Origin of the sequence: Sphingosinicella rhizophila (assembly GCF_032378825.1) — a bacterium.
GTDB lineage: Bacteria > Pseudomonadota > Alphaproteobacteria > Sphingomonadales > Sphingomonadaceae > Allosphingosinicella > Allosphingosinicella rhizophila.
On the sequence record NZ_JAVUPU010000005.1, the window covers coordinates 247026 to 272353 of the forward strand.

Sequence of the window (25328 nt, forward strand, 5' to 3'; positions counted from 1 at the left end):
TAGCTAAAGCGTCCAGCGCTCGACGCCGTCGGTCAGCGGCCTGCCGGCATAGATGTTCTTGAGGTCCGCGAGCAGCCCGCCCGGGGTCAGCAGGGCGGCGAGACGGCCATCGTCCAGTGCGCGATAGTCGGCGTGCGGGACGGCGACGACGACCAGGTCATAGGCCTTGCCGAGCGCATCCGTCGGCAGGTCCAGTCCATATTCGTGCTGCGCCTCGACGGGATCGACAAGCGGATCGTGGACGGTGACGTCATGGCCCAGCGACCTCAGCCGGCCGATGACGTCGATCACCTTGCTGTTGCGGAGATCCGGCACATTCTCCTTGAACGCCAGGCCCATCACCAGCACCGATCCGGCCTTGCCGCCGCGGCGGGCATGGACCTGCTCGGCGATCCAGGCGCCCATCCCGTCATTGGTGGAGCGGCCGGCCAGGATGACATTGGGCTCCTCGCCCAATTGCTGCGCCCGGAAGCTCAGATAATATGGATCGACGCCGATACAGTGGCCGCCGACGAGACCTGGCTGGAAGGGCAGGAAGTTCCATTTGGTGCCGGCCGCGGCGAGCACGTCCCAGATCGAGATGTCGAGCTTGCCGAAAATCTGGGTGATCTCGTTCATGAACGCGATGTTGATGTCGCGCTGGGCATTTTCGATGACCTTGGCGGCCTCGGCCGCCTTGATCGATGCGGCCCGGAACACGCCAGCGCTCGTCACGCGGCCGTAGATCGCCGCGAGCCGTTCGGTGATTTCCGGGGATTCGCCCGCCACCACCTTGACGATGCGATCGACCGTATGTTCGCGATCGCCCGGATTGATGCGCTCCGGTGAATAGCCCAGGAAGAAATCCGTGCCGCGCCGCAGGCCGGCCACCTCTTCGATGAGCGGACCGCAAATCTCGTCGGTGACGCCGGGATAGACGGTGCTTTCATAGACGATGATCGGCTTCCTTGCCGGATCCAGCAATGCCGCCACTGCCTTCGTGGCGCCGATCACCGGCCCCAGATCGGGCTGGTTGCCGGCATCGACGGGGGTCGGGACCGTGACGATATAGATATCGGCGCCCCGGCAGTCGGCGGCGCGGCTGGTGAACCTGAGGTTCGATTTCGCCAGCACGAACGGATCGACTTCCCTTGTGCGATCCACATTGCTTTCCAGCTCGTCGATGCGGCGCCGATCCACGTCGAGCCCGATCACCGAAAAGCTGCGGGCCAGGGTCACCGCCAGCGGCAGCCCCACATAGCCGAGGCCGACGACGACGATCTGTTCTTCGGAGGCAGCGCTCATCATTCTCACCCGTTGGACAGTGGTGCCGGACCTTCCCCGGAAGATCCCCGTTTGGCCGATCCGCAAACATTCAATAGCGATGCGAAGTCAAGCGGTCGCCGACCGATCCACGTTCAATCGCGATGGAAGATCGCGCTGCGGCCCTGCAGCCACTGAAGATTGGCGCGGGTCAGGGCTTCCAGATAGGAACGCGGCTTCTTCATCAGCCGGCTCGTATCCGCATGCATACCCAGGATCGCCGCCACCTCCGCGACGAAATGGACGCAGTTGCGGCGGTTGAGGTCGTAGGAAGGCTGCGGCGCATGGCGCCATGCATTCACCCTTTCCATCACCCGCTCATATTCGCCGTCGCTGATCGTGAAGGTGAAGTGCTTGTCGCTCTTGCGGACATAATCGTCCTTGTCGTGGGAGACGATCTCTCCCTTCACGGCGCCCATCAATATGGCCGGCGTCACGCTCTTGGCGGTGAAGCCGTAATTATCGGCGATCGGTTCCCCGCCTTGGTCCAGCCTCCCTTCCAGGACGACAAAAGCATGCGGAAACGACGTTCCGAACTCCTTGGAATAAAAGGTGATTCTGACCGCCGCCGCCGCCTGCGTCGCGCCGAGCGCGAGGGCCGCAGATAGCAACAGGCACAGCAAACGAGACAGGATACTGGTCCCCGACACGCCTTTCTCCTCGTCCGGCATCGGCCTGCGCTACTGAGGCAAAATGTCCCTGCAGGCAACCGGCCGCATCGGGCTTCGTCCGTCCGCGGACCCGCAAGATGCACAGTCACTTTTCGGCAACACATTTCTGCTCAATGCATTGCAAGTGAACTTTTGCTTGCGAAGGGCGTTAGGTTCAGTCTTCGTAAACTCACAGGGGATTACGGAGTAGATCGGTTCGAGTGGGTCGAGCGGGGCTTTCAGGGGTGGACACTTGTTTTGGCCTCGGATAGTAAACGCGCGAATTCGAGAAGATCAGGCTCGAGTACGAAGGGAGAAGCTGACGTGGTATTCAAAGGAATTATTGCTGCTACCGCCTCCGTTGCCTTGATGGCAACTCCGGCGATGGCTGCTTCGGCGAGCGCGAGCGCCGCATCGTCGCAATTGGCTCCGGCCAGCGAGTCTGTCACCGGGTCGGAACTTGACGGCGGCGGCAGCATCATCGTGATCGTTCTCGCTCTCATTGCTGCGGGCCTTGGTCTCTGGGTCCTTCTCGATGACGGCAACAACGCTCCGAACAGCCCGTAATCGCGGGTTGGAGTGAACGAATAACGTTCGGCCGAATGAGGAAACCCCTCATTCGGCCGAATTTTTTTATGCTCTTCGTCGGCTCATCTTTGGCATGAACCGCCTCATCTTGTTTCTTTCATCGATCTTGTTGGTTCCGGCGGCCATGGTCTCGGCCCAGGCCGGCGAGTCAGCACAGGGCAGCAGCCTGCGGGCGGAGGATTTGCGCGTCGCCGCGGTGGCGTATCGGCTCGCGCTCGGCGGTGCGCCGGATTGCCCGGCGGATTTTCCTCTTACGGGCATGCTGCTGCATCACCTTGCCGAATATGCGCCGGACGATCAGCCCCGGGCGATCGCGCTCTATCAGGTGGATCGCGGACCGGGTGTGCTCGCGGTGGTCGCAGGCGGCCCCGCTGCCCGCGCGGGCCTCATGCCCGGTGACGTCATTCTCGCGGTCAACAAAGTCCCCTTCCCAGCGCCGGTCCTCATCGCCGCCGAGACCAAGCGCAAGATATGGCGCAAGATGGTGGAGGCGTCGGAAGCGCAGCTCGAGGACCAACTGCGCCTCGGTCCCGTCCGTCTCGACATTCTTCGTGCCGGTGCCGAGAGCGTCGTCATGCTGGATTCCATTCCGGCCTGCCCGGCCCGTGTCCGGCTCGCCCGCTCGAACCAGCTGAACGCCTTCGCCGATGGGAAATATGTGACGGCGACAACCGCGTTGCTCGATTTCGTGCGGAATGACGACGAACTCGCCATCGCCCTTGCCCATGAAATGGCCCACAATATCCTCGCGCACCCCGCCTTGCTGGACGAACAGGGCGTCCCCAGGCGGGGGATGATGAGGGGGTTTGGTGGCAATGCGAAGCGCGTCTGGGCGACGGAAGCGGAAGCCGACCGATTTTCGATTGCGCTGGCCTGGCGTGCCGGCTTCGACGTCTCCGCCGCGATCCCCTTCTGGCGGCGGCTCTATGCGAGCCGGAACAGGCTCCCGCAGATCTTTCGGACCCATCCGAGCCTCGGTGCCCGCGAAAAGATCGTCAACGAAGCCATAGCCGCCCTTCCGTCACGATAAGGCCCGACGTGAAGTGAGCCATCAATCCTCGTCGCGGAGGCGGAGCATTTCGACGACGTCCTTCACGCGCTGGCCTTCTCCACGTGGGAGCACCAGGATATTTTCCTTGGTCGCGATGACGATAAGGTCGTGGACGCCGACAGCGACCACCCTCGGGCCGTCCGAGCGGAGCAGGCAGTCGCGGCTGTCGATGGCCAGTACGTGGCCGGTCGCGACGTTCCCGGCCTCGTCGCGCGGACCGATATTGTGGAGCGCATCCCAGCTGCCGATGTCGGACCAGTCCATTTCGACCGGCACGGTCGCCACCCGGTCGGCCTTTTCCATCACGGCATGGTCGATCGAGATGGAGGGCGAGCGTTGGAAGGCTTCGGCCTGCGGCAGGATCGGGCCGTCTTCGTCCCGGCGGGCGGCCGCCATGGCCGCCGCGGCGGCCTCCAGGACGGCAGGCGCATGGGTGGCGAGTGCCGCCAACAGGTCGCTCGCGCGGAACAGGAAAATGCCGCCGTTCCAAAGCCAGCCGCCTTCATCGTAGAAACGCTGCGCCGTCTCTCCGTTCGGCTTTTCGACGAAACGGTCCGCCCGGAATATGCCCCGCCCGATCTCCGCGCCGCGGGCAACATAGCCATAGCCTGTCTCGCCATGGGAAGGGACGATGCCGAATGTCACGATCCATCCCTCGCGGGTAAAGGGCAGAGCTGCTTCGACACCCTTGAGGAAGGCCGCTTCGTCGCCGATGAGGTGATCGCTGGGCATGACGAGCAGGACCGCGTCCTCGCCCGCCGCCAAGGCGGCCAGGGCGATTGCCGGCGCGGTGTTGCGGGCGACGGGTTCGAGGATCAGCCGCGGTGTTGCAATCCCGACGGCGGCGAGCTGCGATATGATGGCTTCCGCGTGCGCGGCGCCCCCCACGAGGATCGGATCGGCAAATCGCGCGCCGTCACCGGTACGGAGCGCTGTCCGCTGGAGCATCGTCATCCCGCCCGACAAAGCCAGGAATTGTTTGGGGCGGGCCGCGCTGGACAGAGGCCAGAGCCGGCTGCCGGAGCCGCCGGAGAGGATCACCGGCGTAATGCGCATCCCGCTTTCGGCGCCGCTCATGATCCCGCGGCGATCATAGCAAGGTGCGCAGCGACCAGAGCTCCGGAAAGGCGCGCTTGCCGAGCGTGGACTGCAGATAGGCGACGCCGCTGGTTCCGCCCGTGCCGCGCTTGAGGCCGATCACCCTCTCCACGGTGGTGACATGCTTGTGGCGCCAGGTCGCGAAGGCCTCATCGACATCGACCAGTTTCTCGGCCAGCTGATAGAGCGCCCACCATCTTCCGGTATCGCGATAGACTTCCGCCCATGCAGCCTCCACCTCGGCGCTCGGCTGATAGGATAAGGTCCAGTCACGCTCCAGCACATGCGGCGGCAGATCGAAGCCGGCCCGGGCGAGCGCCGCATTGGCCTCGTCCCACAGGCTCGGTTGCCGAAGCGCCTCGACCAGTCCGGCCCGTCCCTCCGATCCTTCGTCCTGGAAGCGTAGGAAGGCGCCGTCCTTGAGTCCGAGCAGATATTCGACCTGGCGGAACTGCGCCGATTGGAAGCCCGAGCTCGACCCCAGCACGTCCCGGAAACTGCTATAGTCGCTGGGCGTCAGGGTCGTCAGAACGTCCCAGCTCAATGTCATCACCGCCTGTATCCGGGACACCCGGGCCAGGCTCTTGTAGCTGGTTTCCGGTGAATCCGCGCGGATCAGTTCTCGCGACAATTTCAGCTCGTGGATGATCTGCTTGAGCCAGAGTTCCTTGGTCTGGTGGATGATGATGAACAAAAGTTCGTCATGATGGCTCGAGGCCGGATGCTGGGCCGAAAGGAGCTGGTCGAGCCCCAGATAGTCGCCATAGGTCATGGCTTTGTTCGTATCGGTCATGACGATCGCCCGCGAATGTCCGGGCGCGCCCGGATTGGTTCGGAATTGTCTGCCCTCAACGCGGCCGCCTCATGTTCGGCACGCTACATCCGCTCGGCGCTGGAGACAACGTCGGTCGCCCGCAACGCAGCCAGGATCCGCATCAGATGCTGGACGTCGTGCACTTCCAGGTCGAGGCGGAAGGTGTGGAAGCTGCCGTCGCGAGCCGCAAGATCCAGGCCGACGATATTCGCTCCATGGCTGCCCATGATGCCGGCGATGGTCGCGAGCGCGCCGGGCTCGTTCCGCACGACGACCGCCAGCCGGGCGAAGCCGCCGTCCGATTCGTCGCCCCAGGCCAGGTCGACCCAGTCCGCATCCACCCCGTCTGCCAGCGTGTCGCATCCGATCATATGGACTTCGATGCCTTCACCTTCGCGGCGGAGGCCGACGATCCGATCGCCGGGCACGGGATGGCAGCATTCCGCCAGATGGAAGGCGACGCCAGGGGTCAGGCCCTTGATCGATATCGCGCTTTGCTGCGGTGGAGGTTTCACACCCTTCTTGCCGGCCGATCCCGGCATCAAGGCTTCCATCACCGCAATGTCCGTCACGCGCTTCAGCGCGATTGCCTCCATCAGTTCCTGATCGTCGTGAAGATTGAGGCGCCGCAGCGCTTCCGCCATGGCCTCCCATCCTAAAGGCGCCGGCAGCCGCTGCACGATCTCCTCGAAGATCTTGCGGCCCAGGGCCATCGTCTCTTCCCGTTCCTTCGACTTGACGAAGCGGCGGATCTTGGCGCGCGCCTTGCCGGTGACGACGAAGTTGAGCCAGGCCGTCTGGGGATGCTGGGCCTTGGAGACCAGAATTTCGACCTGGTCGCCATTCTCGAGCGCAGTCCGTAGCGGCATGACGCGGCCGTTGATCTTCGCGCCCACGGTCTGGTCGCCGAGATCCGTATGGACCGCATAAGCGAAATCGACGGGCGTCGCGCCCTTCGGCAGCTGGATCAGTTCGCCCTTCGGCGTGAATGCGAAGATCCGATCCTGGTACATGGCCATTCTGGTATGTTCCAGCAGCTCCTCGGCGCTGGCGGCATGGTCCAGAATTTCCAGCAGGTCCTCGATCCACGGATGGGGCGTGGAGGCGGCGGCCTTCCCCTCCTTATAGGCCCAATGGGCAGCGAGCCCGTTTTCGGCCTGGATGTGCATCTCGCGCGTCCGGATCTGCACCTCGATCCGCATATTCTCGTTATGGATGAGCGTCGTGTGAAGCGAGCGATAGCCGTTGCGCTTCGGCGTGGAGATGAAATCCTTGAAGCGGCCCGGTACCATCGGCCAGCGCTGGTGGATGACGCCCAAAGTGCGATAGCAATCGTCAACGGTGTCGACGATCGCGCGAAACGCCATGACGTCAGACAATTGCTCGAAGCTGACGTGGCGTTCCGCCATTTTCCGCCAGATCGAATAAGGATGCTTCTCTCGACCCTGAATCTCGGCCGCGATTCCCTTGGATTCCAGATGCGCCTTCAGGTCCTGCCCGATCCTGTCGATCAGGTCGCCACCGCCCTGATGCAGATGCTCGAGCCGCTTGGAGATGGAATCATAGGCATCCGGCTCCAGCTGGCGGAAAGCGAGCGTCTGCATTTCCGTCATGAATTCGTACATGCCGATCCGCTCCGCGAGCGGGGCATAGATGTCCATCGTCTCGCGGGCGATCCGGCGGCGCTTTTCCTCCGATTTGATGAAGTGGAGCGTCCGCATATTGTGGAGGCGGTCGGCGAGCTTCACGAGCAGGACGCGTATGTCGCCGGACATGGCAAGCAGGAACTTGCGCAGATTCTCCGCCGCCCGCTGATTCTCGCTCTGGGCTTCGATCTTGGACAATTTGGTCACGCCGTCGACCAGCCTGGCCACATTCTTGCCGAAGCTCTTCTCGATCTCCTCCGGCGTCGCCAGCGTATCCTCGATCGTGTCGTGGAGGATCGCCGTCACGATCGTCTCGTCGTCGAGGTGGAGGTCGGTCAGGATACCGGCCACCTCGATCGGGTGGCTGAAATAAGGGTCGCCCGAGGCCCGCTTCTGGCTGCCATGCTTCTGCATGGAAAAGACATAGGCGCGGTTGATCATCGCCTCGTCCGCGTCCGGATCGTAGGCCCTTACCTTTTCGACGAGTTCATATTGCCTCAGCACCTTTTCAACATGGAGTGCCGCGCTACCGCGTTGCAACGTTAAAAGGCGCCGGAAGAACTAAATTCCTTGCTAGCGGGCGCGACTGTTGCATTTTTCCATGACGTCCGGCGGCAAGTCGGCGCCGTCGACCGAGAAGCTGCTTAGCCTCCGATCCGGTGGGCCAAGGCTGGCAGTCGACGAGAGGTCTGCTGCTCTTGCGGCGACGCACGCTCGCGCCACATTACCATACCAACCCGCCAAGCATCATGGCCAACACGGCCTGCTAAGTTTCAATATAGGACCCATATTCACTTAGGTTTTCAAAGGCAACTAAAAATGCCAAACATGTTATAAGGGAGGAAAGAAGCGTAGGTCGGAGATGGTGCTGAACGTCGAACATCATAAGGAAATGCTGAAGCGCTGCTCGATCGCTGCTGCGCTGGAAGCTGTCGGAGAACGCTGGTCATTTTTGATCCTGCGCGCTGCCTTCAACGGCCTTCACCATTTCGAGGAGTTCCAGTCCACTCTGGGCATCGCCCGCAACATCCTCTCCCATCGTCTCGCCCGTCTGGTCGAAAATGAGATATTGGAACGGCAGCCCGATCCGGCCGATCGTCGCAAGGTGGCCTATCGGCTGACCGAAAAGGGGCGCGACCTGCTGCCGGTTCTCATCTCGCTGCGCCAATGGGGCGAACGCTGGGTGTCCTGTGTGTCCAGCAATCCCGTGCTGGTCGACTGCTACAACCGCCAGCCCGTCGCCGCGATGGCGGTGCGATCGGCGGACGGACGGCCGTTGTCGCTCAAGGAACTGGAATGGATCGATCTCGACGAGATCGGCGAGGCTCCCACGATCTAGACTTCGATCTCGAAGCTGAATTCCTCGATCCACGGTCGCGGCGCCCTCAATGCGGTTTCACCGCCAGCGGCAGATCCGCGAACAAGGAAGGATCGTCGCGGCGGCGCGCCCGCTCGATCTCCAGAAGCTTGAACTTCGTCGCAACGCCGCCGGGAGCCGAAAAGCCTCCGCTTTTCCCGGATGCCGCCAGAACCCGGTGGCAGGGTATGATGATCGGCAGAGGATTGCGGCCGAGTGCGGAACCGACCGCCCGGGCGGCGCCCGGCTGGCCGATCTGGGCTGCGATTTCGCCATAGGTGCGGACCGCGCCGCAGCGTATCCGCCTGGTCGCGACATAGACCTGCCGCTCGAACGGCTCACTTGTTCCAAAGTCGAGCGCAATTTCTTCGAAGTCCACCTCGTCGCCGTTCAGCAGTCGAACGATGCGGGCGACGGTCTCTTGCACGAAGGCGGGAGGATGGGCCGCGGCGGCACCCGGAACACGCGCCTCAAGCCGCGCGTGCAATGCCGTCTCGGATCGTTCGGGGAGGGCTGTCCCGATTATGCAGCCCGCCCGCCACAGGATTGCACAGCGGCCGATTGCGGTCGAGAAGAGCAGGAAGCCGGTCTCCGTCACGGGACCGGGCATCCGATCATTCGTAATCGCCACCGAGATTGTTGTTGCGGGGCGGGGCTGCAGCCGTGAGGCGCAACGCTTCGGCGGAGGCGCTCAGCGAGCCGACTTCGTCCGGAGCATCGTCGTCATCGACCTGCACGCGCTGAAGATTCCCGACCAGCGCTTCCTCCAGATGCTTCGGCTTCACGGTCTGTTCGGCAATTTCGCGAAGGGCGACGACGGGATTTTTGTCCCGGTCGCGATCGAGCGTGAGCTCGGCTCCGCCGGAGATCTGGCGCGCCCGCTGCGCCGCCAGCAGGACGAGGTCGAAACGGTTGGGAATCTTGTCGACACAATCTTCGACGGTAACGCGCGCCATGAAGCAGCTCCGCTCAATATCAATATGCGTGGAAAGGTCAGGCGGCTACCAGCAGCGGCCGCCGCTGTCAATCTTCCTAGGGGGGTTGCCCTCGGCCTTCGGGGTCATCATGTCCTTGCGATGGCCGACGAAAATCTGCGTGAAACCGGGGAGACCGTTTCCATCGACGTCGGGGCAGATCGATTGACCCTGCTGGCGGACGGTCCCGCCCGCCTCGATGCCCTGATCGACCTGATCGAAGGCGCCTCGACCAGTCTTCGGGTCCTCTATTATATCTTTCAGGACGACGCTTCGAGCACGCGTGTCCGCGATGCGCTGATCGCTGCGGCAAAAAGGGGCGTGCGGGTGTCGATGCTTGTCGACGGATTCGGATCGACTTCAGACCGTGATTTCCTCGCCCCGCTTTTGGAGAGCAAGATCGGCTTCTGCCGTTTCAGTCCAAAATTCGGCCGGCGCTACTTGCTGCGCAATCACCAGAAGCTGGCGCTGGCTGATCGGCGGACGGTGCTGATCGGCGGGTTCAACGTCTCGGATGAATATTTCGGGACCGTGGAGAGCGGCGCCTGGCGGGATCTCGGCCTCCGTGTCGAAGGCGGCAGTGTCGATTGTCTGGCAGGATATTTCGACGACCTGTTCGCCTGGGCGACCAAGCCGGGCGGCCGGATCCGGGAATTGCGGCGCCTCCTTCAGCAGCACAGCGTGGTCGAAGGCCGCCTCCACTGGCTGTTCGGAGGGCCGACAAGGCGTCTCAGCCCGTGGGCGCGCGCGGTGCGCAGGGATATGGCTAGCGCGCGCCGGCTCGATCTGATCGCTGCCTATTTCGCCCCTAGCCTCGGGATGCTCCGCCGCATGGCCCGTGTCGCCAGACGCGGCGAGGTGAGGCTGGTGACCGCCGCGAAATCCGACAACAAGGCGACGATCGGCGCAGCCCGCAATACCTATTGGTGGCTGTTGAAGCGTGGCGTCGAAATCTTCGAATATCAGCCGACCAAATTGCACACCAAATTGTTTGTCGTCGACGATGTCGTCCATATCGGCTCGGCCAATTTCGACATGCGCAGCCTCTATCTGAATCTGGAAATGATGCTTCGTGTCGACGATCCCGGCTTTGCCGCCGCGATGCGGCGCTTCGTCGATGGCGAAATCGCGAGCAGCAAGAAGATCACGTTGGCGAGCCATCGCCGCCGGCGCACATTCTTCAATCGGCTGAAATGGGCCGTGGCCTATTTCCTGGTAGCGGTGGCGGATTATCGGATCTCGCGCGGGCTCAATTTCGGCGCCGAGAAGTCGACAGGGTAGCCGTCGGCCCGATCGGCCGCGCTCAGCCTTTCCAGGCCCAGAACAAGGTGGCCGGAGGGATATTGCGCCACTCGAAGGCGCGATCGATCCGGTCGAAATGCGGCGCGATGAATTGCCGGACCTTGGGGGAGAATTGATAGACCAGGAATGCGCCGTCCGTCCGAAGCGCCGCCTGGGTTTCGGCCGCGATCTTGGGTCCGACACCTGCGGGAAGGGTCGAAAATGGCAGGCCGGAAAGGATGAAATCCGCCTCCTCAAAGCCGAGATCCGCCATGATATCGCGAACATCGGCCGCCGAGCCGGTCACGGCGCGCAAGCGGGAATCGCGTATCTTGCCATTCAGATATTCGGTGAAATCCTCGTTCGTATCGATGGTCAGCAGCGTCGCATCGGGCGCCAGCCGATCGAGGATGTGCTGCGTGAACGTTCCGACGCCGGGCCCATATTCGACGAACAATTTGCAATTGGCCCAATCCACCGGGGCCAGCATCTTGTCGATCAATATGCGAGAGGAGGGAATGACCGATCCCACCATCACCGGATGTTTCAGAAATCCCCGAAGGAAGTGCCAGAGCGGACCGCCGGCGCCGCGGCGCGCAAATGCCCGCGTCCTTTGTGCCTGTTCACCCGATAAGGTCATGCCGCGTTCCGTAAGCTCCTGATCAGCAAGGTGCGTTGGCAAATCGGCGCGACAATGGCAAGGCCGACGCGTTCCGGCCGGGGCGAATATGTCAATTCCGGGACGGGCCGCTTCTTTTCCGGGATCGCACATGGCAACCGTCTCTTCCCTTTCCAGAGAGCGTTTCGCATTGCTCTTCGGTGTGATGCTGGTGGCAGCGGCGGGCAACACGGCCCTGCAGTCACTGATGCCGTCGATCGGCAGGCAATTGGGCGTGCCCGATTTGTGGGTTGCCGCCGCCTTCAGCCTTTCGGCAGTCATCTGGGTGCTGACAGCGCCTCATTGGGCCAGGCGCGCCGACCATCGCGGACGCCGGGCGCTCATGCGGCTCGGTCTTTACGGCTTCATCGCGTCCATGCTCGTTTGTGGCGGGGCGCTCGCCGCCGGGCTTGCCGGACTGATCGGCCCTATGGCCGTATTCCTGATCTTCATCGTCGGCCGTGCCGCCTACGGCGCCTGGGGGTCGGCATCGCCGCCCGCCGTCCAGGCCTATATCGCCGCCCGAACGGAGGGCGCTGAGCGAACCAGCGCCCTCGCCACAATCGCCTCCTCATTCGGCCTCGGAACCATTGCCGGCCCCGCTATCGCGCCACTGTTCATTTTTCCGCCGCTGGGATTGTCCGGCCCCCTGATCATATTCGCGGTCATCGGCATCGCGGTCCTGCTCGCCGTCGTCACCCGATTGCCGGACGATACGCCGCGATCCTCCGCGCGGGGACAGATCATCGGCTATCCATCCCTGGGGGACATGAACAGCGGGGCCGGGTCGGACGATCAGGACTGGTCGCCGGCCACCCTCGCATGGCGGGATCCGCGCGTCTTCGGCTGGCACATGATCGGGGCCATCGGCGGTCACGGACAGGCGGCGTTGTTCGGCGTGATCGGCTTCCTCGTCATCGACCGCCTCAGGGTCTCCCCGTCGGAAGCGCAGCAGTGGATTGCCATCGTCCTCATGAGCGGGGCGGCAGCCACCTTGCTTGCGCAATGGGGCCTCATCCCCCGTCTCGGCCTCGATCCGCGCCGGCTGGTCTTATGGGGGTGCCTGCTTTCCGCGCTGGGGGCGATCATCATCGGCATCGCCGCCGGCATGTACGGCATCACCTTGGGCTTCGCTTTGGCATCGCTTGGCTTCGGCTTCTTCCGGCCCGGCTATACCAGCGGCGCATCCCTCGCCGTGACGCGGTCGGAGCAGAACCGGGTGGCGGGTATGGTCACCTCCGTCAACGGAATCGCCTTCATCGGGGCGCCGGCGGCTGCGGTCGCCCTTTACAGCCTCTCGAAGGCCCTGCCCTTCTTCGTCACCGCCGCTTTGCTGGTGGCATTGACGTTCTGGGTCTGGCTTCGTTTCATTCCTTCGGACCAAGCGGCTTGAGCATGCCCGGGGTGATGAAACCGATCCCGCCCGAGCTCATCGCCTCCTGCTTGAGCTTCGATTCAATCTCCGCATAGTCGCGTTCCATCTCCGGCGTGACCGACGCGCGCGTCTCCTTGAGCGCCGCTTCGAAGTTCGCCATCGTCACCTGGGTCGCCTCGAGCGACCCGCGCAATGCGAACAGACCGGCGCGGCGCACCAGATCCTCCAGATCGGCACCCGTGAACCGTTCGGCGCGGTCGGCAAGGGCATCGAGATCGACATCGTCGGCCAGCGGCATCGCTTTCGTGTGGATGGCCAGGATTCGGCGTCGGCCGCTTTCCTCCGGAACCGGGACGTAGAGAAGCTCGTCGAACCGGCCGGGGCGGAGCAACGCAGGGTCGATCAGATTCGGTCGGTTGGTGGCGCCGATCACCACCACCGACTGCAGCTCCTCCAGTCCGTCCATTTCCGCCAGGATCGTGTTCACCACCCGCTCGGTGACCTGCGGCTCGCCGATGCCGCCGCCGCGGGCGGGGACCAGGCTATCGAGCTCGTCTATGAAGATCACGGTCGGGGCGACCTGCCTCGCCCGTGCGAACAGCCGCGCGATCTGCTGCTCGCTCTCTCCATACCATTTGGAGAGGAGGTCAGACGATTTGGTGGCGATGAAATTGGCTTCCGCCTCGCGCGCGGCCGCCTTGGCGAGCAAGGTCTTGCCCGTTCCCGGCGGACCATAAAGCAGGAAACCCTTGGCCGGGCGGATGCCCATGCGCTTGAACGCCTCGGGATTCTTCAGCGGAAGTTCGACACCTTCACGCAGTCGCTCGCGCGCAGCGTCCAGACCGCCAATATCGTCCCAGCCGACATTGGGCGCCTGCACCATCACTTCGCGCATGGCCGACGGCTGCACGCGCTTCAGCGCCTCTTCGAAATCGGAGCCTGTCACCGACAGATTGTCCAGCACTTCGGGCGGGATCGTCCCGTCTTCCAGGTTGATCTTGGGCATGATCCCGCGAACCGCCTCGATGGCGGCCTCGCGCGTCAGCGCGGCGAGATCGGCGCCGACAAAACCGTAAGTCCGCCGTGCCAGTTCGCGCAGGTCGACGCCGCCGTCCAGCGGCATGCCACGCGTATGGATGGCAAGTATTTCCCGGCGTCCCCCCTCGTCAGGGACGCCGATCACGATCTCGCGGTCGAAACGGCCCGGCCGCCGCAGCGCTTCGTCAATCGCTTCCGGCCGGTTGGTGGCCGCGATCACGACCAGGTTCTGGCGCGGCTCCAGCCCGTCGAGGAGAGTGAGAAGCTGCGCCACGAGCCTCTTTTCCGCCTCTCCGGTCACCTGGCCGCGCTTGGGAGCAATCGAATCGATCTCGTCGATGAAGACGATTGAAGGAGCGGCCTTGCCCGCCTCCTCGAACAGCTCGCGCAAGCGCTTTTCGCTCTCGCCATAAGCCGAGCCCATGATTTCGGGGCCCGCAATATGGAAGAAGTTGGCGTCGCTTTCATTGGCGACCGCGCGCGCCAGTCTGGTCTTTCCGGTTCCTGGCGGCCCGTGCAGGAGGACGCCCTTGGGAGGGTCGACGCCAAGCCGCTCGAAGATTTCCGGATAGCGCAGCGGCAGTTCGACCATCTCCCGCAACTGATCGATGGTCGATCCGATGCCGCCCAGATCGTCATAGGTGACGTCGGCGCGGCGGGTTTCGGTGGCCTCGGTATATTCCGAGCGGAGCTCGACCTCGGTCGTGGCGTCGATGTGGACAATCCCCTTCGGAACGGTCGACACCACCACCAGGCGCACCTCCTGAAGCGCATAAGCCGGGGCATTGAGCATCTGCCGCAGCTCAGGTGGGATATCCCCGCGTTGCACCTGCTGCTGGCCGGTGGTCGCTACCACGTCTCCGGCCGTCAGCGGCTTCATCCCGAAGCTGCGTTTGAGGGCCTGGGCAGATCCCTGCAGCCGCAGATTCTTTTGCGCGGGCGCGAAGACAACGCGCTGGGCGGGTTTAGAGTCTGCCTTGCGGATCGCGACATGATCGCCCGAACCCACCTCCGCATTGGCGCGCTGAAGGCCATCGAGACGGATGATGTCGAGCCCCTCATCCTCCGAATAGGGTCCGACCGCGCGGGCAGGGGTCGAACGTTTTCCCGTGAGTTCGACGACGTCGCCGTCGCGGAGGCCGAGCAGGGTCATGACCCTGCGCGGCAAGCGTGCGAGTCCGCGTCCGCTGTCTTCGGGTCGCATGGTCGCGACCTGTAACCGCGTCGCTTCTCTTTCCTCGTCAGCCATCGCCTGTTCTCCTCGTCTTCCCCAGACAGATAGGGAAGGACAACGAGCCTTTCACCCGCGAAGGTCCGATGGCGAAAAAAAAGGGCCGGTCCCGAAGGGCCGACCCTGAAAGTTTTAGGAGAGGATGCCTGAAAGGCAGGGTCGTTTTGCCTCTGCATCTTCTATTGTGCAAGTGCGAAATATGCTGTTACAAGTGCATTACGTGCACTCACGTTTCCTTGAATTCGTGGGCTATATGATAAGAAAAGCGTAATGATGCGCTGCACAATAGGTGAGGATATAATGCGTCGACTACCACCGCTGACGGCCATCGAGGCTTTCGTCCAGGTCGCTCGGATCGGTTCGGTCAAGGCGGCGGCGGAGGCGCTGTCACTATCTTCTCCCGCGCTCACGCGGAGGATCCAGGCGCTCGAACGTTTCGTCGGTCATCCCTTGTTCGAGAGGGGTCACCAAAGCATTCAGCTCAACGCTGATGGCGACCGGCTGATGGCCGAGCTCGGTCCTTCGATCGACGCGCTGGCGGCGGCCATGGAGCGGGCCACCGGGGGTGAAGAACTCATGCGCCTCCGTTTGGCCGTACCCTCCCTGTTCGCGTCGCAGCGCCTGATGCCGGTCTTGCCGGAGCTTCGGGCTCTCTATCCTGATCTTCATATCGACATCGATACCGGCGCCGGCCGGCTGATGCGTCTCAATGACGGATTGGATGCGGCGATCGTCATCACCGCCAGAACCGATCCGATCCTCTATGCGCGGCAGATCGACAGGAATCGCGTCGTCGCCGTTGCCAGTCGTGCGCTGGCGGAGGGCCCACATGCCCTGCTCCATCCCTCGCAACTAAGTGGCGCCACCATCTATCTTCACCGCGAAATGCCCGATGCCTTCCAATATTGGTGCGACGCGGCTGGGGTGCCCGACCTTCAGCCGGCGGCGATCGACGTCTTCGATGCCGGTCAGTTGATTCTCGATGCCGCGGCACAGGGCCTGGGCGTCGCATTCATGCTCGAAAGCCATTTGCGCGCGTCGCGAGACGATCGGCTGGTCGAACTTTTCGGCGTCGAGGCCGAAAGCCCCTACAGCTATTGGTTCGTCTGCCGCCGCTCCGCTCTTTCGCGCCGGCCGGTCAAGATTTTCCATGATTGGCTGTTCAGCGGCCAGAAGGAAGGCTCGCTGGCGAGGGTCTGAAAAATGATCCATGTTTCAGATTGATTCAATCTGAAACGATCAGGTCAGGTCCGAAGCTTGAGGCCGGCCACGATCCGCCGCATCGCCGCGCGAGGCAGGAATCGGTTCGACGCGGCCGTGATTTTGTTGGTGAGCCCGGGAACGACCACGGCCTGGTTACGCGCGAGACCCCTGAGGGCCGCCGTCACCACCGTTTTCGGCCGGGCGGAGAATCGATGGAAGCGGTCGTTCGTCACGCCGGCCACATCCCCAAATTCGGTCGCCGTCGGCCCGGGGCAGAGGGCCGAAACCTTGATGCCGCTGCCCTTCAACTCCTGGTGGAGTGCCTCCGTAAAGGAGAGGATATAGGCCTTGCTCGCGAAATAGACGGCGATCCCCGGACCCGGCTGGAACGCGCCGGTGGATGCGACGTTCAGAATGGCTCCTTGCCGCTGTTGCACCATGCCGGGCAACACCAGGTGGCAAAGCTCTGTCAGGGTAACGACATTCAGCTCCAGCATCTGCCGTTGGCGGTCGAGCGGGAGGGACGGAAATCGGCCGGCGAGGCCGAAGCCCGCATTGTTGATCAAAGTGGCCACACGGAATCCCAGCGCGTCCACTGCTCCGATCAGCGCCTGCGCCGCGCCGGGCTGGCTCAAATCCATCGGCAGCACATGCGCGCTGCCGCCAATTTCGCGGCCGAGCTCGTCCAGCCGATCCCGGCGGCGCGCGACCAGCAGGACTTCGTCGCCCCGACGGGCGCATGCGCGGGCGAAATCCGCGCCAAGTCCGCTCGAAGCGCCGGTGACCAGGGTGACCGGTCGGCGCTCTTTATTCAGCGTAGGCTTGCCTTGACGATCTTGCCCGGCTGGCGCGGCGGTTCGCCCGTGGGGAGCGCGTCCACATGCTCCATGCCTTCGACCACCTGGCCCCAGACCGTATATTGATTGTCGAGGAATCGCGCGTCGTCGAAGCAGATAAAGAACTGGCTGTTGGCGCTGTCAGGATTCTGGGCCCGGGCCATGGATGCGGTTCCGCGGACATGCGGCTCGCGGCTGAATTCCGCTTTCAGGTCCGGCTGCTCAGAGCCGCCCATGCCGGTGCCGGTGGGGTCGCCGCCCTGGGCCATGAAGCCGGGGATCACGCGATGGAAGACTACGCCGTCATAAAAGCCTTCGCTCACGAGGCCCTTGATCCGTTCGACATGGCCGGGCGCGAGATCGGGCCGGAGCTGAATCACGACGTCGCCGCCGCTGTCGAGGTTGAGCACCAGAGTATTGAATTCGTCCGCCATCATGACCTCTTCCGATTGCATTCAGGGCGGGACTTAGGAGCGCAGCCCGTCGGATGCCAGCCCCGCCTTCGCAAATATCGACAGGTCGCCCCGTCGCGCCTAGACCATGATGGTTTCAGATTGCATCAATCTGAAGCGTGAATCATGGTTTCGATATTTGAATAGAGCTGATTCACGTCATCGGCGGAAGCGCGAAGCGCTTCCACCTCAAAGGATCAGGCTCTAGGAAGCCTTCGAGCACGAACGGGAGGCGGGCGATGAGCGATACTGATCTCGAAACGCCCGACCTGCCCGCGCCGCTCCCGGCATCGCGTCTGGACGAAGACGACAGGCTGGTGCCGCAATTCGTCCGAGACGTGATGGAGCGGGTGGAGGCAGGCGACGACGAAGGCGCCCGCGCCCTTGTCCAGCCGCTTCACCCCGCAGACATCGCCGATCTTTTCGAACAGGTCGATTCCGACGACCGCCGGGCGCTGGCCGCAGCTCTTTCCGACATGGTCGACGGCGACGTCATCGCCGAGATGAACGAGCATGTCCGCGACGAACTGATCGACTCGCTCGAGCCGCATCAGGTCGCGGATATTGCCGGTCAGCTCGAAACCGACGATGCCGTCGCGATCATCGAGGACATGGAGGAGGACGATCAGCGCGCCGTCCTCCGGGCTCTCGATCCCGACGATCGCGCGGCGATCGAGGAGGCGCTCACTTATCCGGAGGAATCCGCTGGTCGCCTGATGCAGCGCGACCTCATCGCAGTGCCCGAACATTGGACGGTCGGGCATGTGATCGATTACCTCCGCGCCGACGATCAGCTCACCACCGATTTCTGGGAAATCTACGTCGTCGACCCCCAGCATCATCCTATCGGCACCTGCATGTTGAGCTGGATCCTGCGGGCGCCGCGCAAGATCCGGATCGCCGACGTGATGAAGCGCGAGCAGACCCTGATCCCGGTCGACATGGATCAGGAGGAAGTCGCTCTCCGATTCCAGAAATATGCGTTGATCTCTGCCGCGGTCGTCGACCAGTCGGGACGGCTCGTCGGCATGATCACCGTCGACGACATCGTCCATATCATCCAGGAGGAAGCGTCGGAGGACGTCCTCCTGCTGTCGGGTGCCGGCGAAGGCGATATCAATGAGCCCATAAGCGAGAGCTACAAGTCCCGCGTCCGCTGGCTCGTCACCAATCTCTTCACGGCCTTGATCGCTTCGGCCATCATCGCCAGCTTTGGCGCCGCGATCGAACAGATGGTCGCTCTCGCCGTGCTGATGCCGATCGTTGCCTCGATCGGGGGCAATGCCGGGACCCAGACGATGGCGGTGGCGGTCCGCGCGCTGGCGACCAACCAGCTGACCCGATCCAATAGCTGGCGCACGATCGGGCGTGAAATCCGGCTGGCGCTGCTTAACGGCGCGACGATCGCGATTCTGGTCGGCCTCGGTGCGGGCTTCGTCTTCTCCAATCCCGCCCTTGGCGGCGTCATAGGGGCCGCGATGCTGATAAACGTTGGCGTTGCCGGTCTTGCCGGCGTTCTCGTCCCCTTGCTGCTCGAGCGGTTCGATCAGGATCCAGCCGTGGCTTCGTCCGTTTTCGTCACCATGATCACCGATTCGATGGGTTTCTTCGCATTTCTGGGTCTAGCTGTGGCCAGCGGATTGGTCGGCTGAAGGACCCGGGCCGCCCGTGTGTCATTATCCAAGCTGTTGAACTTCATATGAAAAACAGGCAAATATGGCCTGTGGCCTTATTACATATCAGCAAGGTGGCGGTCGGTTGCGCCAGTTTCGAGGCGCTCCGCAAACGGCAGCAGGCCCGCTTGATCGACAATCACGTTCCCATCGTCACGCGCTTTCGGCCCAAGCGTGCGGATGAACTCGTCGGCGGCTCGATCTTCTGGATCGTCAAGCATCGCATCGCCGCACGCCAGACCATCATCGGCTTCGCGGAGCGGGAAGAGGACCGCCGGACGATCATCCGCCTCGATCCCTGTCTGATTCCGGTTAAAGCCAGGCCAAAGCGCGCGCACCAGGGCTGGCGCTATCTCGCCGGCAGCGATGCTCCAGCGGATTTCGACGGAGAGGAGGATGGACTCGAACAATTGCCGCCCGATCTGGCAGTAAAATTGTCCGCCCTGGCATTGATCTGAACACGCCTCGGGAAGGAACTGCCTATTTGCGCGTGCCGCAGCGGACGATGCCGGCCCCTTGGGCATTAACTGTGCAGGCAGGGCTTCCCAAAATCTCGACGTCGCCGCTGCCCGACGCGGAAACTTTCGCCGATCGGACTGCACCCAGGGTCACCGCACCTGCCGTGCTGGCAACAAGCTGGACATCGTTCGCCTTGAACGCAGAGCCGTCCAGATCGCCGCTGCCCTGGACCGTCGCCCGCAGTTGCTTGGCCCTGCCGGCGATCCGGACCGAACCCGATCCGACGAGGCCAATGGTCAGATTATCGGCCTCCACATTCTCGACCGCGAGGCCGCCGCTTCCCGACAGCGACAGGGCAAGGCGGAGGCCGCGCGCGCCGTCTATGTTGAGCTTGCCCGAGCCTCGCACCGCCGCCGATTGCACATTGCGGGTGGAGATCTCGATCCGGACCGGTCCGGCCGCGCGCCCAGGCGTACCGTCCAGCACCGCCCGGTTGGGCCGAATGCGCAAGGTCCCGCTCTGGACGTCAATCGAAACCCGATCGAGACCCTCCTTGGATCCGATCGCCTTCGCTGACGAAGGGCGGCCAGTCGCCAGGACGACCTCGTAGGAACCATCGATCTGGATACGATCGAAATCGGCGACGGAAAATGTCCGTTCCGCGCCGACGGCCGGCGCAACCGGGATGAGGGCGACGATGGCGAGAATGAGCTTCTTCATGCCGCGACATTGAGGCCAAATGGTTAACGGTCAATAAGCATGGCAGCTCAGGCGCCGCAGCGCACGTCGCCGGATCCCAGTTTCGAAACCTTGCATCTGGCCGGTCCCGACATGGTGACGTCGCCCGATCCGAGGATCGAGACGTCGGCAACGTCCGTCGCCCTGGCCCGCACGTTACCCGATCCCACCACGCTGATATTCGCCGTCCGGACTTCCAATTGCGCCAGATCCGCATTGCCCGACCCGGCAATGGAGATGGTCGAGCGGCCAGCCGAGCCTGTCGCCTTTATGTCACCCGATCCGGCGATCGAGAAATCGGCCTTGCCCGTCCGCAGCGATGCGATTTCCATATTACCCGATCCACCGATCGAGCCCGTAAAGCCGCTGCCGTCCACCTTGTCGATCCGCATGTCTCCGGATCCACCGATCGAAGCTCCGGCCAAGGCGGGCGTCGTCACGTGGATTCTGACCGGCGCGCGTCCGCGAACTGAATTCCAAGACCAGTTGCCGCGCTTGGTCCGTATCCTGAGATCGCCGCGTACGACGTCGACTTCAAGCCGGTCGAGCAATTCGGGATCGCCTTGCGCACGTACACTCGTCGCGCCACCGACGTTGACCGATACGTCATAGGAACCGCCGAGCGAGATGGTGTCGAAGCGTCCGACTTCGAAGGCTCGCTGTCCGGTTCTGCCGTCGCCCGCCTCCGGCCCTCGCTCCGCATCGGCGGACATGCTGCAGGCGCCGAGGGCCGTGACCAGGATCATCGCTGCACGCATCGCCATCTCCTCAGCCGTGTTGTAGATATAATACACTCGCCGGATTCGAAGCGCAACAAAGAAGAAGGCGGCCCCTCGAAAGGGGCCGCCTCTATGGCGCGCACCTCATGCGATGCCTATTTTTCCAGGACCTTGTCCTTGTTGTAGATGGCGGCGGCCTGGTTGAGGATATCGAGGATCTTCTCGAGCGCCTTGGGTTCGTCGACCTGTTCCATCGCCGCAAGCTCGCGTGCGAGACGGCTCGAGGCTGCTTCGAAGATCTGACGCTCGGAATAGCTTTGCTCGGGCTGGTCGTCGGCGCGAAACAAATCGCGTGTTACTTCGGCAATCGACACGAGATCGCCCGAATTGATCTTCGCCTCATATTCCTGGGCTCGGCGCGACCACATGGTGCGCTTCACCTTCGGCTTGCCCTTCAGGGTCGCGAGCGCTTCCTGCATCGTCTTGTCGGACGAAAGCTTGCGCATGCCGACGCTTTCCGCCTTGTTGGTCGGAACGCGCAGCGTCATCCGTTCCTTCTCGAAGCGGAGAACATAGAGTTCGAGCTGCATGCCGGCGATTTCGGAGCGCTGCAATTCGATAACACGGCCGACGCCATGCTTGGGGTATACGACATAGTCGCCAACGTCGAAGCTCAACGCCTTCGCTGCCATTTAACAAACCTTCCCAAGAAAATGGCCGCAAAGAGCGCTCGACTGCATCTCCCCCAAAAGGCGCTGCCAGGCGTGGATTTGCGGCGGTTCAGCTGACCATCAATGCGGATATGCGTCATATCCGCTTCGCGAAAAGGCTATAATGCAAAACGGGCGGAAAATCCAGTCCTACGGGCGCGTGTCACCAAAATGACGCATCCCGCGAGCAAAATGGATCAATCGCCCTCGCCAGGCTCCGCCGAGAAATATTTCTCGAACTTGCCGTCCTCGCCCTTATGCTCGTCGGCGTCGGCCGGTGATTCCCGTTTACGCGTGATGTTGGGCCATTCCGCCGAATAAGTGGCGTTGATCTCCAGCATCTTTTCCAATCCCGTCTCAGTGTCCGGAAGAATGGCTTCGGCGGGGCATTCAGGCTCGCAGACGCCGCAATCGATACATTCGCTGGGATTGATCACCAGCATATTCTCGCCTTCATAAAAGCAATCCACCGGACAGACTTCCACGCAATCCATATATTTGCAGCGGATGCATGCCTCGGTCACGACATAGGTCATCAAGCTTCTCCCTGAACGGCGATTCCCTAAGACCCATCCTTTGTTTCTGCAATGGTGGTGATCGGGGGTACGGCCGGTGCCCGATGATCGGTCGCCGGCCGCCCTTCGCCCATCTCGCTGTAGAGCAGGCGCGCCACCGCAGGCGGACCCCGGCGTGCCGGGAGCGCCTCGATCCTGATCACGCGCACCCGCCCATGGACGGCAAAGCTCAGGACGTCGCCAACGCGGACAGGGACATGGGCGCGGTCGACGACCCGGCCCTGCAAGCGAAGCCGGCCCTCGCCGGCGATACGCTGGGCGAGGGAACGGGTCTTGACGATGCGCGCGAACCAGAGAAACTTGTCCAGCCGCAAGCTCTCCTCAGCCACGCCGAAGCTCCGCAAGCGCCGCGAAAGCGTGAGTCGGCGCGGCTTTCCGTGGCGGTTTCGGCCGTGTCCGTCCCCGCCAGATCCACTCCGCTTCGCCGCCGGCAGGGCGGAAGCCGATTTCCTGCATCAGGCGTGTGATCGTCTGCGGCTGGAGGCCGATCGACGTCGCGAGTCCCCTGTCCACGACAGGGGCCTGCTTTCCCGCCCGCACTTCATGGGCATGGCGTGCGAACCGTTCGACCAGATCGACGCGGACCATTTGCGGCCCCAGCTGCCTGTAGCCGAGCTTGGCGAGGAGACGCGATGCATTTTCGGGGGGCGTGGTCAGCACCACGCTCGCCGCCTCCGGCAGTTCGGGCATGGCATCACCCGAAGCGGCGGCGCGCAACGCCGTGCGCCAGCGGCGAGGCTCCGGCTTCAGCATATCCGGCATGAAGATGTCGAGGGCGCCGATCCTGACCCTGAGCCGGGAGATCGTCCGCCTTTGTTGCCGATCCAGGGTAGCAAGCGGCTGAGCCACGGCCTCGCGTGCGATGATCCCGCCCTCGTCGACCAACATGGCCAAAACCGATCGCAAGGCCGGCGGCAAGGCGCCATCGGCTGCAGCCATGCCGGCGGCGCGCAATGGCCCCAGCCAGTGCTCCACCTGAAGGCGAACCCAGCGATCGAGCCGCTCGGCGACCGCGGCGCGGCCGCGCCCGGACAATCGGTCGAGGCGCCGGTCGATCTGCACGCGCGGCGAAAGCAGGTTCTTTCCCGGGCTCAGGCGGGCGACCTCGTGGCCGCGCCACAGCAAGGCGACGGGGCTTCCGGGCTCGGTACGCAATGCGAAACTTTCGTCGCGGTCGGCAATCAGAGCCGCCGCCCTTTTCTCATATTCGCCGCCGAGCCGCCGCTCCGCCGCGGCCAGCAGCATCTTACGGTCCGAATGGCGCGCCGTGGGATCCACCTCGAAAGAGAAGCCCCGCATCCGGCCGATCGCGTGCGAGCCGACCGAAACCTCGCCTTGATCGTCGACCAGCACCGGATATTCGGCTTTTTCCTTGCCGCCGAGATCGCGCATCAGCACGGACGTGCGACGATCGACGAAGCGTTGCGTCAGCCGATCGTGCAGAGCATCGGAAAGCCTTTCCTCCACCTGCCCTGTTCGCTCCGCCATGGCGACAGGATCGGCCAGCCAATCGGCCCGGTGAGCGATATAGGCCCACGTCCTCACGCCCGCGATCCTGTCTGCGAGCGTGTCGATATCGCCCTGGACATTGTCCAGCCGTGCAACCTGCTCGGCATACCATCCTTGCGGAATCCGGCCGTCGCTGTCGCTGAGATGGAGGTACAGTCTGGCGACGAGTCTCGCATGATGGTCCGGCCCCGTCTTGCGAAAGTCGGGAAGCCCGCAAGCAGCCCAGAGCCGCCGCACCCGTTCCGGATTGGTGGCGCGCGCGCGGACGTCCGGATCCTCCGACAGGCGCTTCAGCACAGCGAGGTCGACGGCTTCCGGAGCGGCCCGGAGGCCGGGCCTTTGCGGGCGGCGTTCCAGCGAACGGATCAAGCCTTCCAGGGTACGGACGTCGGGATCGCCTTCGCGCCAGAACAGATGTTCCAGCGGTGCGAAAAAATGCTGCTCGATCGCTTCGACTTCTTCGGTTCGGAATTCGGCCCCGAGCTCGCCCTCCAGCATCAGGACGCCGAACGTGCCGTCGCGCTGGTGGCGTCCTGCGCGTCCGGCGATCTGCGCCATTTCCGCCGCCGTCAGGCGGCGTCTGCGGCGTCCGTCATATTTCGAAAGGCCGGCGAAGGCGACGTGGCTGACATCCATGTTGAGGCCCATGCCGATGGCGTCGGTGGCGACCAGATAATCGACCTCGCCGGCCTGGTACATGGCGACCTGGGCGTTACGGGTCCGCGGCGAAAGCGCACCCATGACAACGGCCGCGCCGCCGCGCATCCGGCGCAGCATCTCGGCCACGGCATAAACCTGTTCCGCCGAAAAGGCGACGATTGCCGATCGCGGCGGCAGCCGCGACAATTTGGAGGATCCCGCATAACTCAAGGTCGAAAAGCGGGGGCGGCCGATAATCTCCGCCTTCGGCAGCAATGTGCGCACCATCGGCGCCAGTGCCTCGGATCCAAGGATCATCGTCTCTTCCCGACCGCGCGCATGGAGCAGCCGATCGGTGAAAACGTGCCCGCGCTCCGGATCGGCGCCCAATTGCGCCTCGTCGAGCGCGACGAAAGCGAATTCCCGCTCCATCGGCATCGATTCCGCCGTGCACAGGAACCAGCGCGCGTCCCTGGGCAGGATTTTCTCCTCGCCCGTGATCAGCGCAACCTGGTTGGCACCCTTGATGGCGACGACGCGGTCATAGACCTCGCGGGCCAGCAGACGCAGCGGAAAGCCGATCATTCCACTGGAATGGCCGCACATTCGCTCGACCGCCAAATGGGTCTTTCCGGTATTGGTCGGGCCGAGGATAGCGGTCAGCGGGACGCGGGCGAAATCGCTCATGTCCGGTAAATCGGGGCTGGGGCGACGAAGTGCAATGATTTGAGTTGGTTCCGGCCAGGAATAAC

25 protein-coding genes are annotated in these 25328 nt (G+C 63.4%); 8 read left to right on the forward strand and 17 right to left on the reverse strand.

All coding sequences use genetic code 11. From position 1 onward, the window contains the following. Positions 1–3: 3 nt before the first annotated feature. Positions 4–1287, reverse strand: coding sequence for a nucleotide sugar dehydrogenase (locus tag RQX22_RS11880; protein WP_315726740.1), 1284 nt, complete (start codon positions 1285–1287; stop codon positions 4–6). A gap of 110 nt (positions 1288–1397) precedes the next feature. After that, positions 1398–1952, reverse strand: a complete 555-nt coding sequence (locus RQX22_RS11885; protein ID WP_315726741.1) for a hypothetical protein — start codon at positions 1950–1952, stop codon at positions 1398–1400. Between the two features lie 369 nt (positions 1953–2321). Here RQX22_RS11885 and RQX22_RS11890 point away from each other — a divergent pair, with 369 nt between their 5' ends. Together RQX22_RS11890 and RQX22_RS11895 are read left to right on the forward strand one after the other, a co-directional pair. Further along, entirely contained in the window at positions 2322–2519 is a 198-nt protein-coding gene (locus RQX22_RS11890; RefSeq protein WP_315726742.1) for a hypothetical protein, read from the forward strand. Between the two features lie 94 nt (positions 2520–2613). After that, complete coding sequence (locus RQX22_RS11895; protein ID WP_315726743.1) at positions 2614–3570, forward strand: M48 family metallopeptidase; 957 nt, start codon at positions 2614–2616, stop codon at positions 3568–3570. A gap of 21 nt (positions 3571–3591) precedes the next feature. On the opposite strand, the gene RQX22_RS11900 is transcribed toward RQX22_RS11895, so the two are convergent. The 3 genes from RQX22_RS11900 to RQX22_RS11910 all read right to left on the reverse strand — a co-directional run bounded on the left by RQX22_RS11900 (position 3592) and on the right by RQX22_RS11910 (position 7653). Beyond that, complete coding sequence (locus RQX22_RS11900; protein ID WP_315726744.1) at positions 3592–4668, reverse strand: mannose-1-phosphate guanylyltransferase; 1077 nt, start codon at positions 4666–4668, stop codon at positions 3592–3594. A 13-nt stretch (positions 4669–4681) separates the two neighbouring features. Then, on the reverse strand, positions 4682–5482 hold the full coding sequence (locus RQX22_RS11905; RefSeq protein ID WP_315726745.1) for a tryptophan 2,3-dioxygenase: 801 nt from the start codon (positions 5480–5482) through the stop codon (positions 4682–4684). Positions 5483–5565: 83 nt separating this feature from the next. Continuing rightward, positions 5566–7653: a RelA/SpoT family protein gene (locus tag RQX22_RS11910; protein WP_315726844.1), complete on the reverse strand. Its 2088-nt coding sequence runs from the start codon at positions 7651–7653 to the stop codon at positions 5566–5568. Between the two features lie 358 nt (positions 7654–8011). Here RQX22_RS11910 and RQX22_RS11915 point away from each other — a divergent pair, with 358 nt between their 5' ends. Beyond that, positions 8012–8488 carry a winged helix-turn-helix transcriptional regulator gene (locus RQX22_RS11915; RefSeq protein WP_315726746.1) on the forward strand — a complete coding sequence of 159 codons (477 nt, stop codon included), beginning with the start codon at positions 8012–8014 and terminating at the stop codon, positions 8486–8488. A 46-nt stretch (positions 8489–8534) separates the two neighbouring features. On the opposite strand, the gene RQX22_RS11920 is transcribed toward RQX22_RS11915, so the two are convergent. Then, complete coding sequence (locus tag RQX22_RS11920; protein WP_315726747.1) at positions 8535–9116, reverse strand: methylated-DNA--[protein]-cysteine S-methyltransferase; 582 nt, start codon at positions 9114–9116, stop codon at positions 8535–8537. Positions 9117–9120: 4 nt separating this feature from the next. Next, complete coding sequence (rpoZ, locus tag RQX22_RS11925) at positions 9121–9462, reverse strand: DNA-directed RNA polymerase subunit omega (protein WP_315726748.1); 342 nt, start codon at positions 9460–9462, stop codon at positions 9121–9123. A 120-nt stretch (positions 9463–9582) separates the two neighbouring features. Between rpoZ and RQX22_RS11930 the strand changes: the two genes are divergently transcribed. After that, positions 9583–10761: a phospholipase D-like domain-containing protein gene (locus RQX22_RS11930; RefSeq protein WP_315726749.1), complete on the forward strand. Its 1179-nt coding sequence runs from the start codon at positions 9583–9585 to the stop codon at positions 10759–10761. 22 nt (positions 10762–10783) lie between these two features. Here RQX22_RS11930 and RQX22_RS11935 read toward each other — a convergent pair whose 3' ends face one another. Beyond that, complete coding sequence (locus RQX22_RS11935) at positions 10784–11401, reverse strand: class I SAM-dependent methyltransferase (protein ID WP_315726750.1); 618 nt, start codon at positions 11399–11401, stop codon at positions 10784–10786. Between the two features lie 130 nt (positions 11402–11531). On the opposite strand from RQX22_RS11935, the gene RQX22_RS11940 reads away from it, so the two are divergent. Beyond that, positions 11532–12812 carry an MFS transporter gene (locus tag RQX22_RS11940; protein ID WP_315726751.1) on the forward strand — a complete coding sequence of 427 codons (1281 nt, stop codon included), beginning with the start codon at positions 11532–11534 and terminating at the stop codon, positions 12810–12812. On the opposite strand, the gene RQX22_RS11945 is transcribed toward RQX22_RS11940, so the two are convergent. Then, positions 12787–15081 carry a CDC48 family AAA ATPase gene (locus RQX22_RS11945; protein ID WP_315726752.1) on the reverse strand — a complete coding sequence of 765 codons (2295 nt, stop codon included), beginning with the start codon at positions 15079–15081 and terminating at the stop codon, positions 12787–12789. The two genes, RQX22_RS11940 and RQX22_RS11945, sit on opposite strands and share 26 nt — an antisense overlap. Before the next feature lie 282 nt (positions 15082–15363). On the opposite strand from RQX22_RS11945, the gene RQX22_RS11950 reads away from it, so the two are divergent. After that, positions 15364–16263, forward strand: a complete 900-nt coding sequence (locus RQX22_RS11950) for a LysR substrate-binding domain-containing protein (RefSeq protein WP_315726753.1) — start codon at positions 15364–15366, stop codon at positions 16261–16263. 44 nt (positions 16264–16307) lie between these two features. On the opposite strand, the gene RQX22_RS11955 is transcribed toward RQX22_RS11950, so the two are convergent. Together RQX22_RS11955 and RQX22_RS11960 are read right to left on the reverse strand one after the other, a co-directional pair. Beyond that, a complete protein-coding gene (locus RQX22_RS11955; protein ID WP_315726845.1) occupies positions 16308–17186 on the reverse strand; it encodes an SDR family NAD(P)-dependent oxidoreductase in 879 nt (292 codons plus the stop codon). Continuing rightward, a complete protein-coding gene (locus RQX22_RS11960; RefSeq protein ID WP_315726846.1) occupies positions 17078–17536 on the reverse strand; it encodes a peptidylprolyl isomerase in 459 nt (152 codons plus the stop codon). The genes RQX22_RS11955 and RQX22_RS11960 overlap by 109 nt, the downstream gene beginning before the upstream one ends. Before the next feature lie 257 nt (positions 17537–17793). Here RQX22_RS11960 and mgtE point away from each other — a divergent pair, with 257 nt between their 5' ends. Further along, a complete protein-coding gene (gene mgtE, locus RQX22_RS11965) occupies positions 17794–19206 on the forward strand; it encodes a magnesium transporter (RefSeq protein WP_315726754.1) in 1413 nt (470 codons plus the stop codon). Positions 19207–19277: 71 nt separating this feature from the next. Then, the gene (locus RQX22_RS11970) at positions 19278–19685 is read left to right on the forward strand and encodes a DUF1489 family protein (RefSeq protein WP_315726755.1); all 408 of its coding nucleotides are present in this window, start codon (positions 19278–19280) and stop codon (positions 19683–19685) included. 22 nt (positions 19686–19707) lie between these two features. On the opposite strand, the gene RQX22_RS11975 is transcribed toward RQX22_RS11970, so the two are convergent. The 6 genes from RQX22_RS11975 to RQX22_RS12000 form a co-directional block, all read right to left on the reverse strand. Beyond that, complete coding sequence (locus RQX22_RS11975; RefSeq protein ID WP_315726756.1) at positions 19708–20406, reverse strand: head GIN domain-containing protein; 699 nt, start codon at positions 20404–20406, stop codon at positions 19708–19710. 47 nt (positions 20407–20453) lie between these two features. Beyond that, positions 20454–21182, reverse strand: coding sequence for a head GIN domain-containing protein (locus RQX22_RS11980; protein ID WP_315726757.1), 729 nt, complete (start codon positions 21180–21182; stop codon positions 20454–20456). 116 nt (positions 21183–21298) lie between these two features. After that, on the reverse strand, positions 21299–21835 hold the full coding sequence (locus RQX22_RS11985) for a CarD family transcriptional regulator (RefSeq protein WP_315726758.1): 537 nt from the start codon (positions 21833–21835) through the stop codon (positions 21299–21301). Between the two features lie 215 nt (positions 21836–22050). Beyond that, positions 22051–22389, reverse strand: coding sequence for a ferredoxin FdxA (gene fdxA / locus RQX22_RS11990; RefSeq protein WP_315726759.1), 339 nt, complete (start codon positions 22387–22389; stop codon positions 22051–22053). Positions 22390–22415: 26 nt separating this feature from the next. After that, the gene (locus RQX22_RS11995) at positions 22416–22757 is read right to left on the reverse strand and encodes an RNA-binding S4 domain-containing protein (RefSeq protein ID WP_315726760.1); all 342 of its coding nucleotides are present in this window, start codon (positions 22755–22757) and stop codon (positions 22416–22418) included. Next, on the reverse strand, positions 22750–25263 hold the full coding sequence (locus tag RQX22_RS12000; RefSeq protein ID WP_315726761.1) for a helicase-related protein: 2514 nt from the start codon (positions 25261–25263) through the stop codon (positions 22750–22752). The genes RQX22_RS11995 and RQX22_RS12000 overlap by 8 nt, the downstream gene beginning before the upstream one ends. Between the last annotated feature and the right edge of the window lie 65 nt (positions 25264–25328).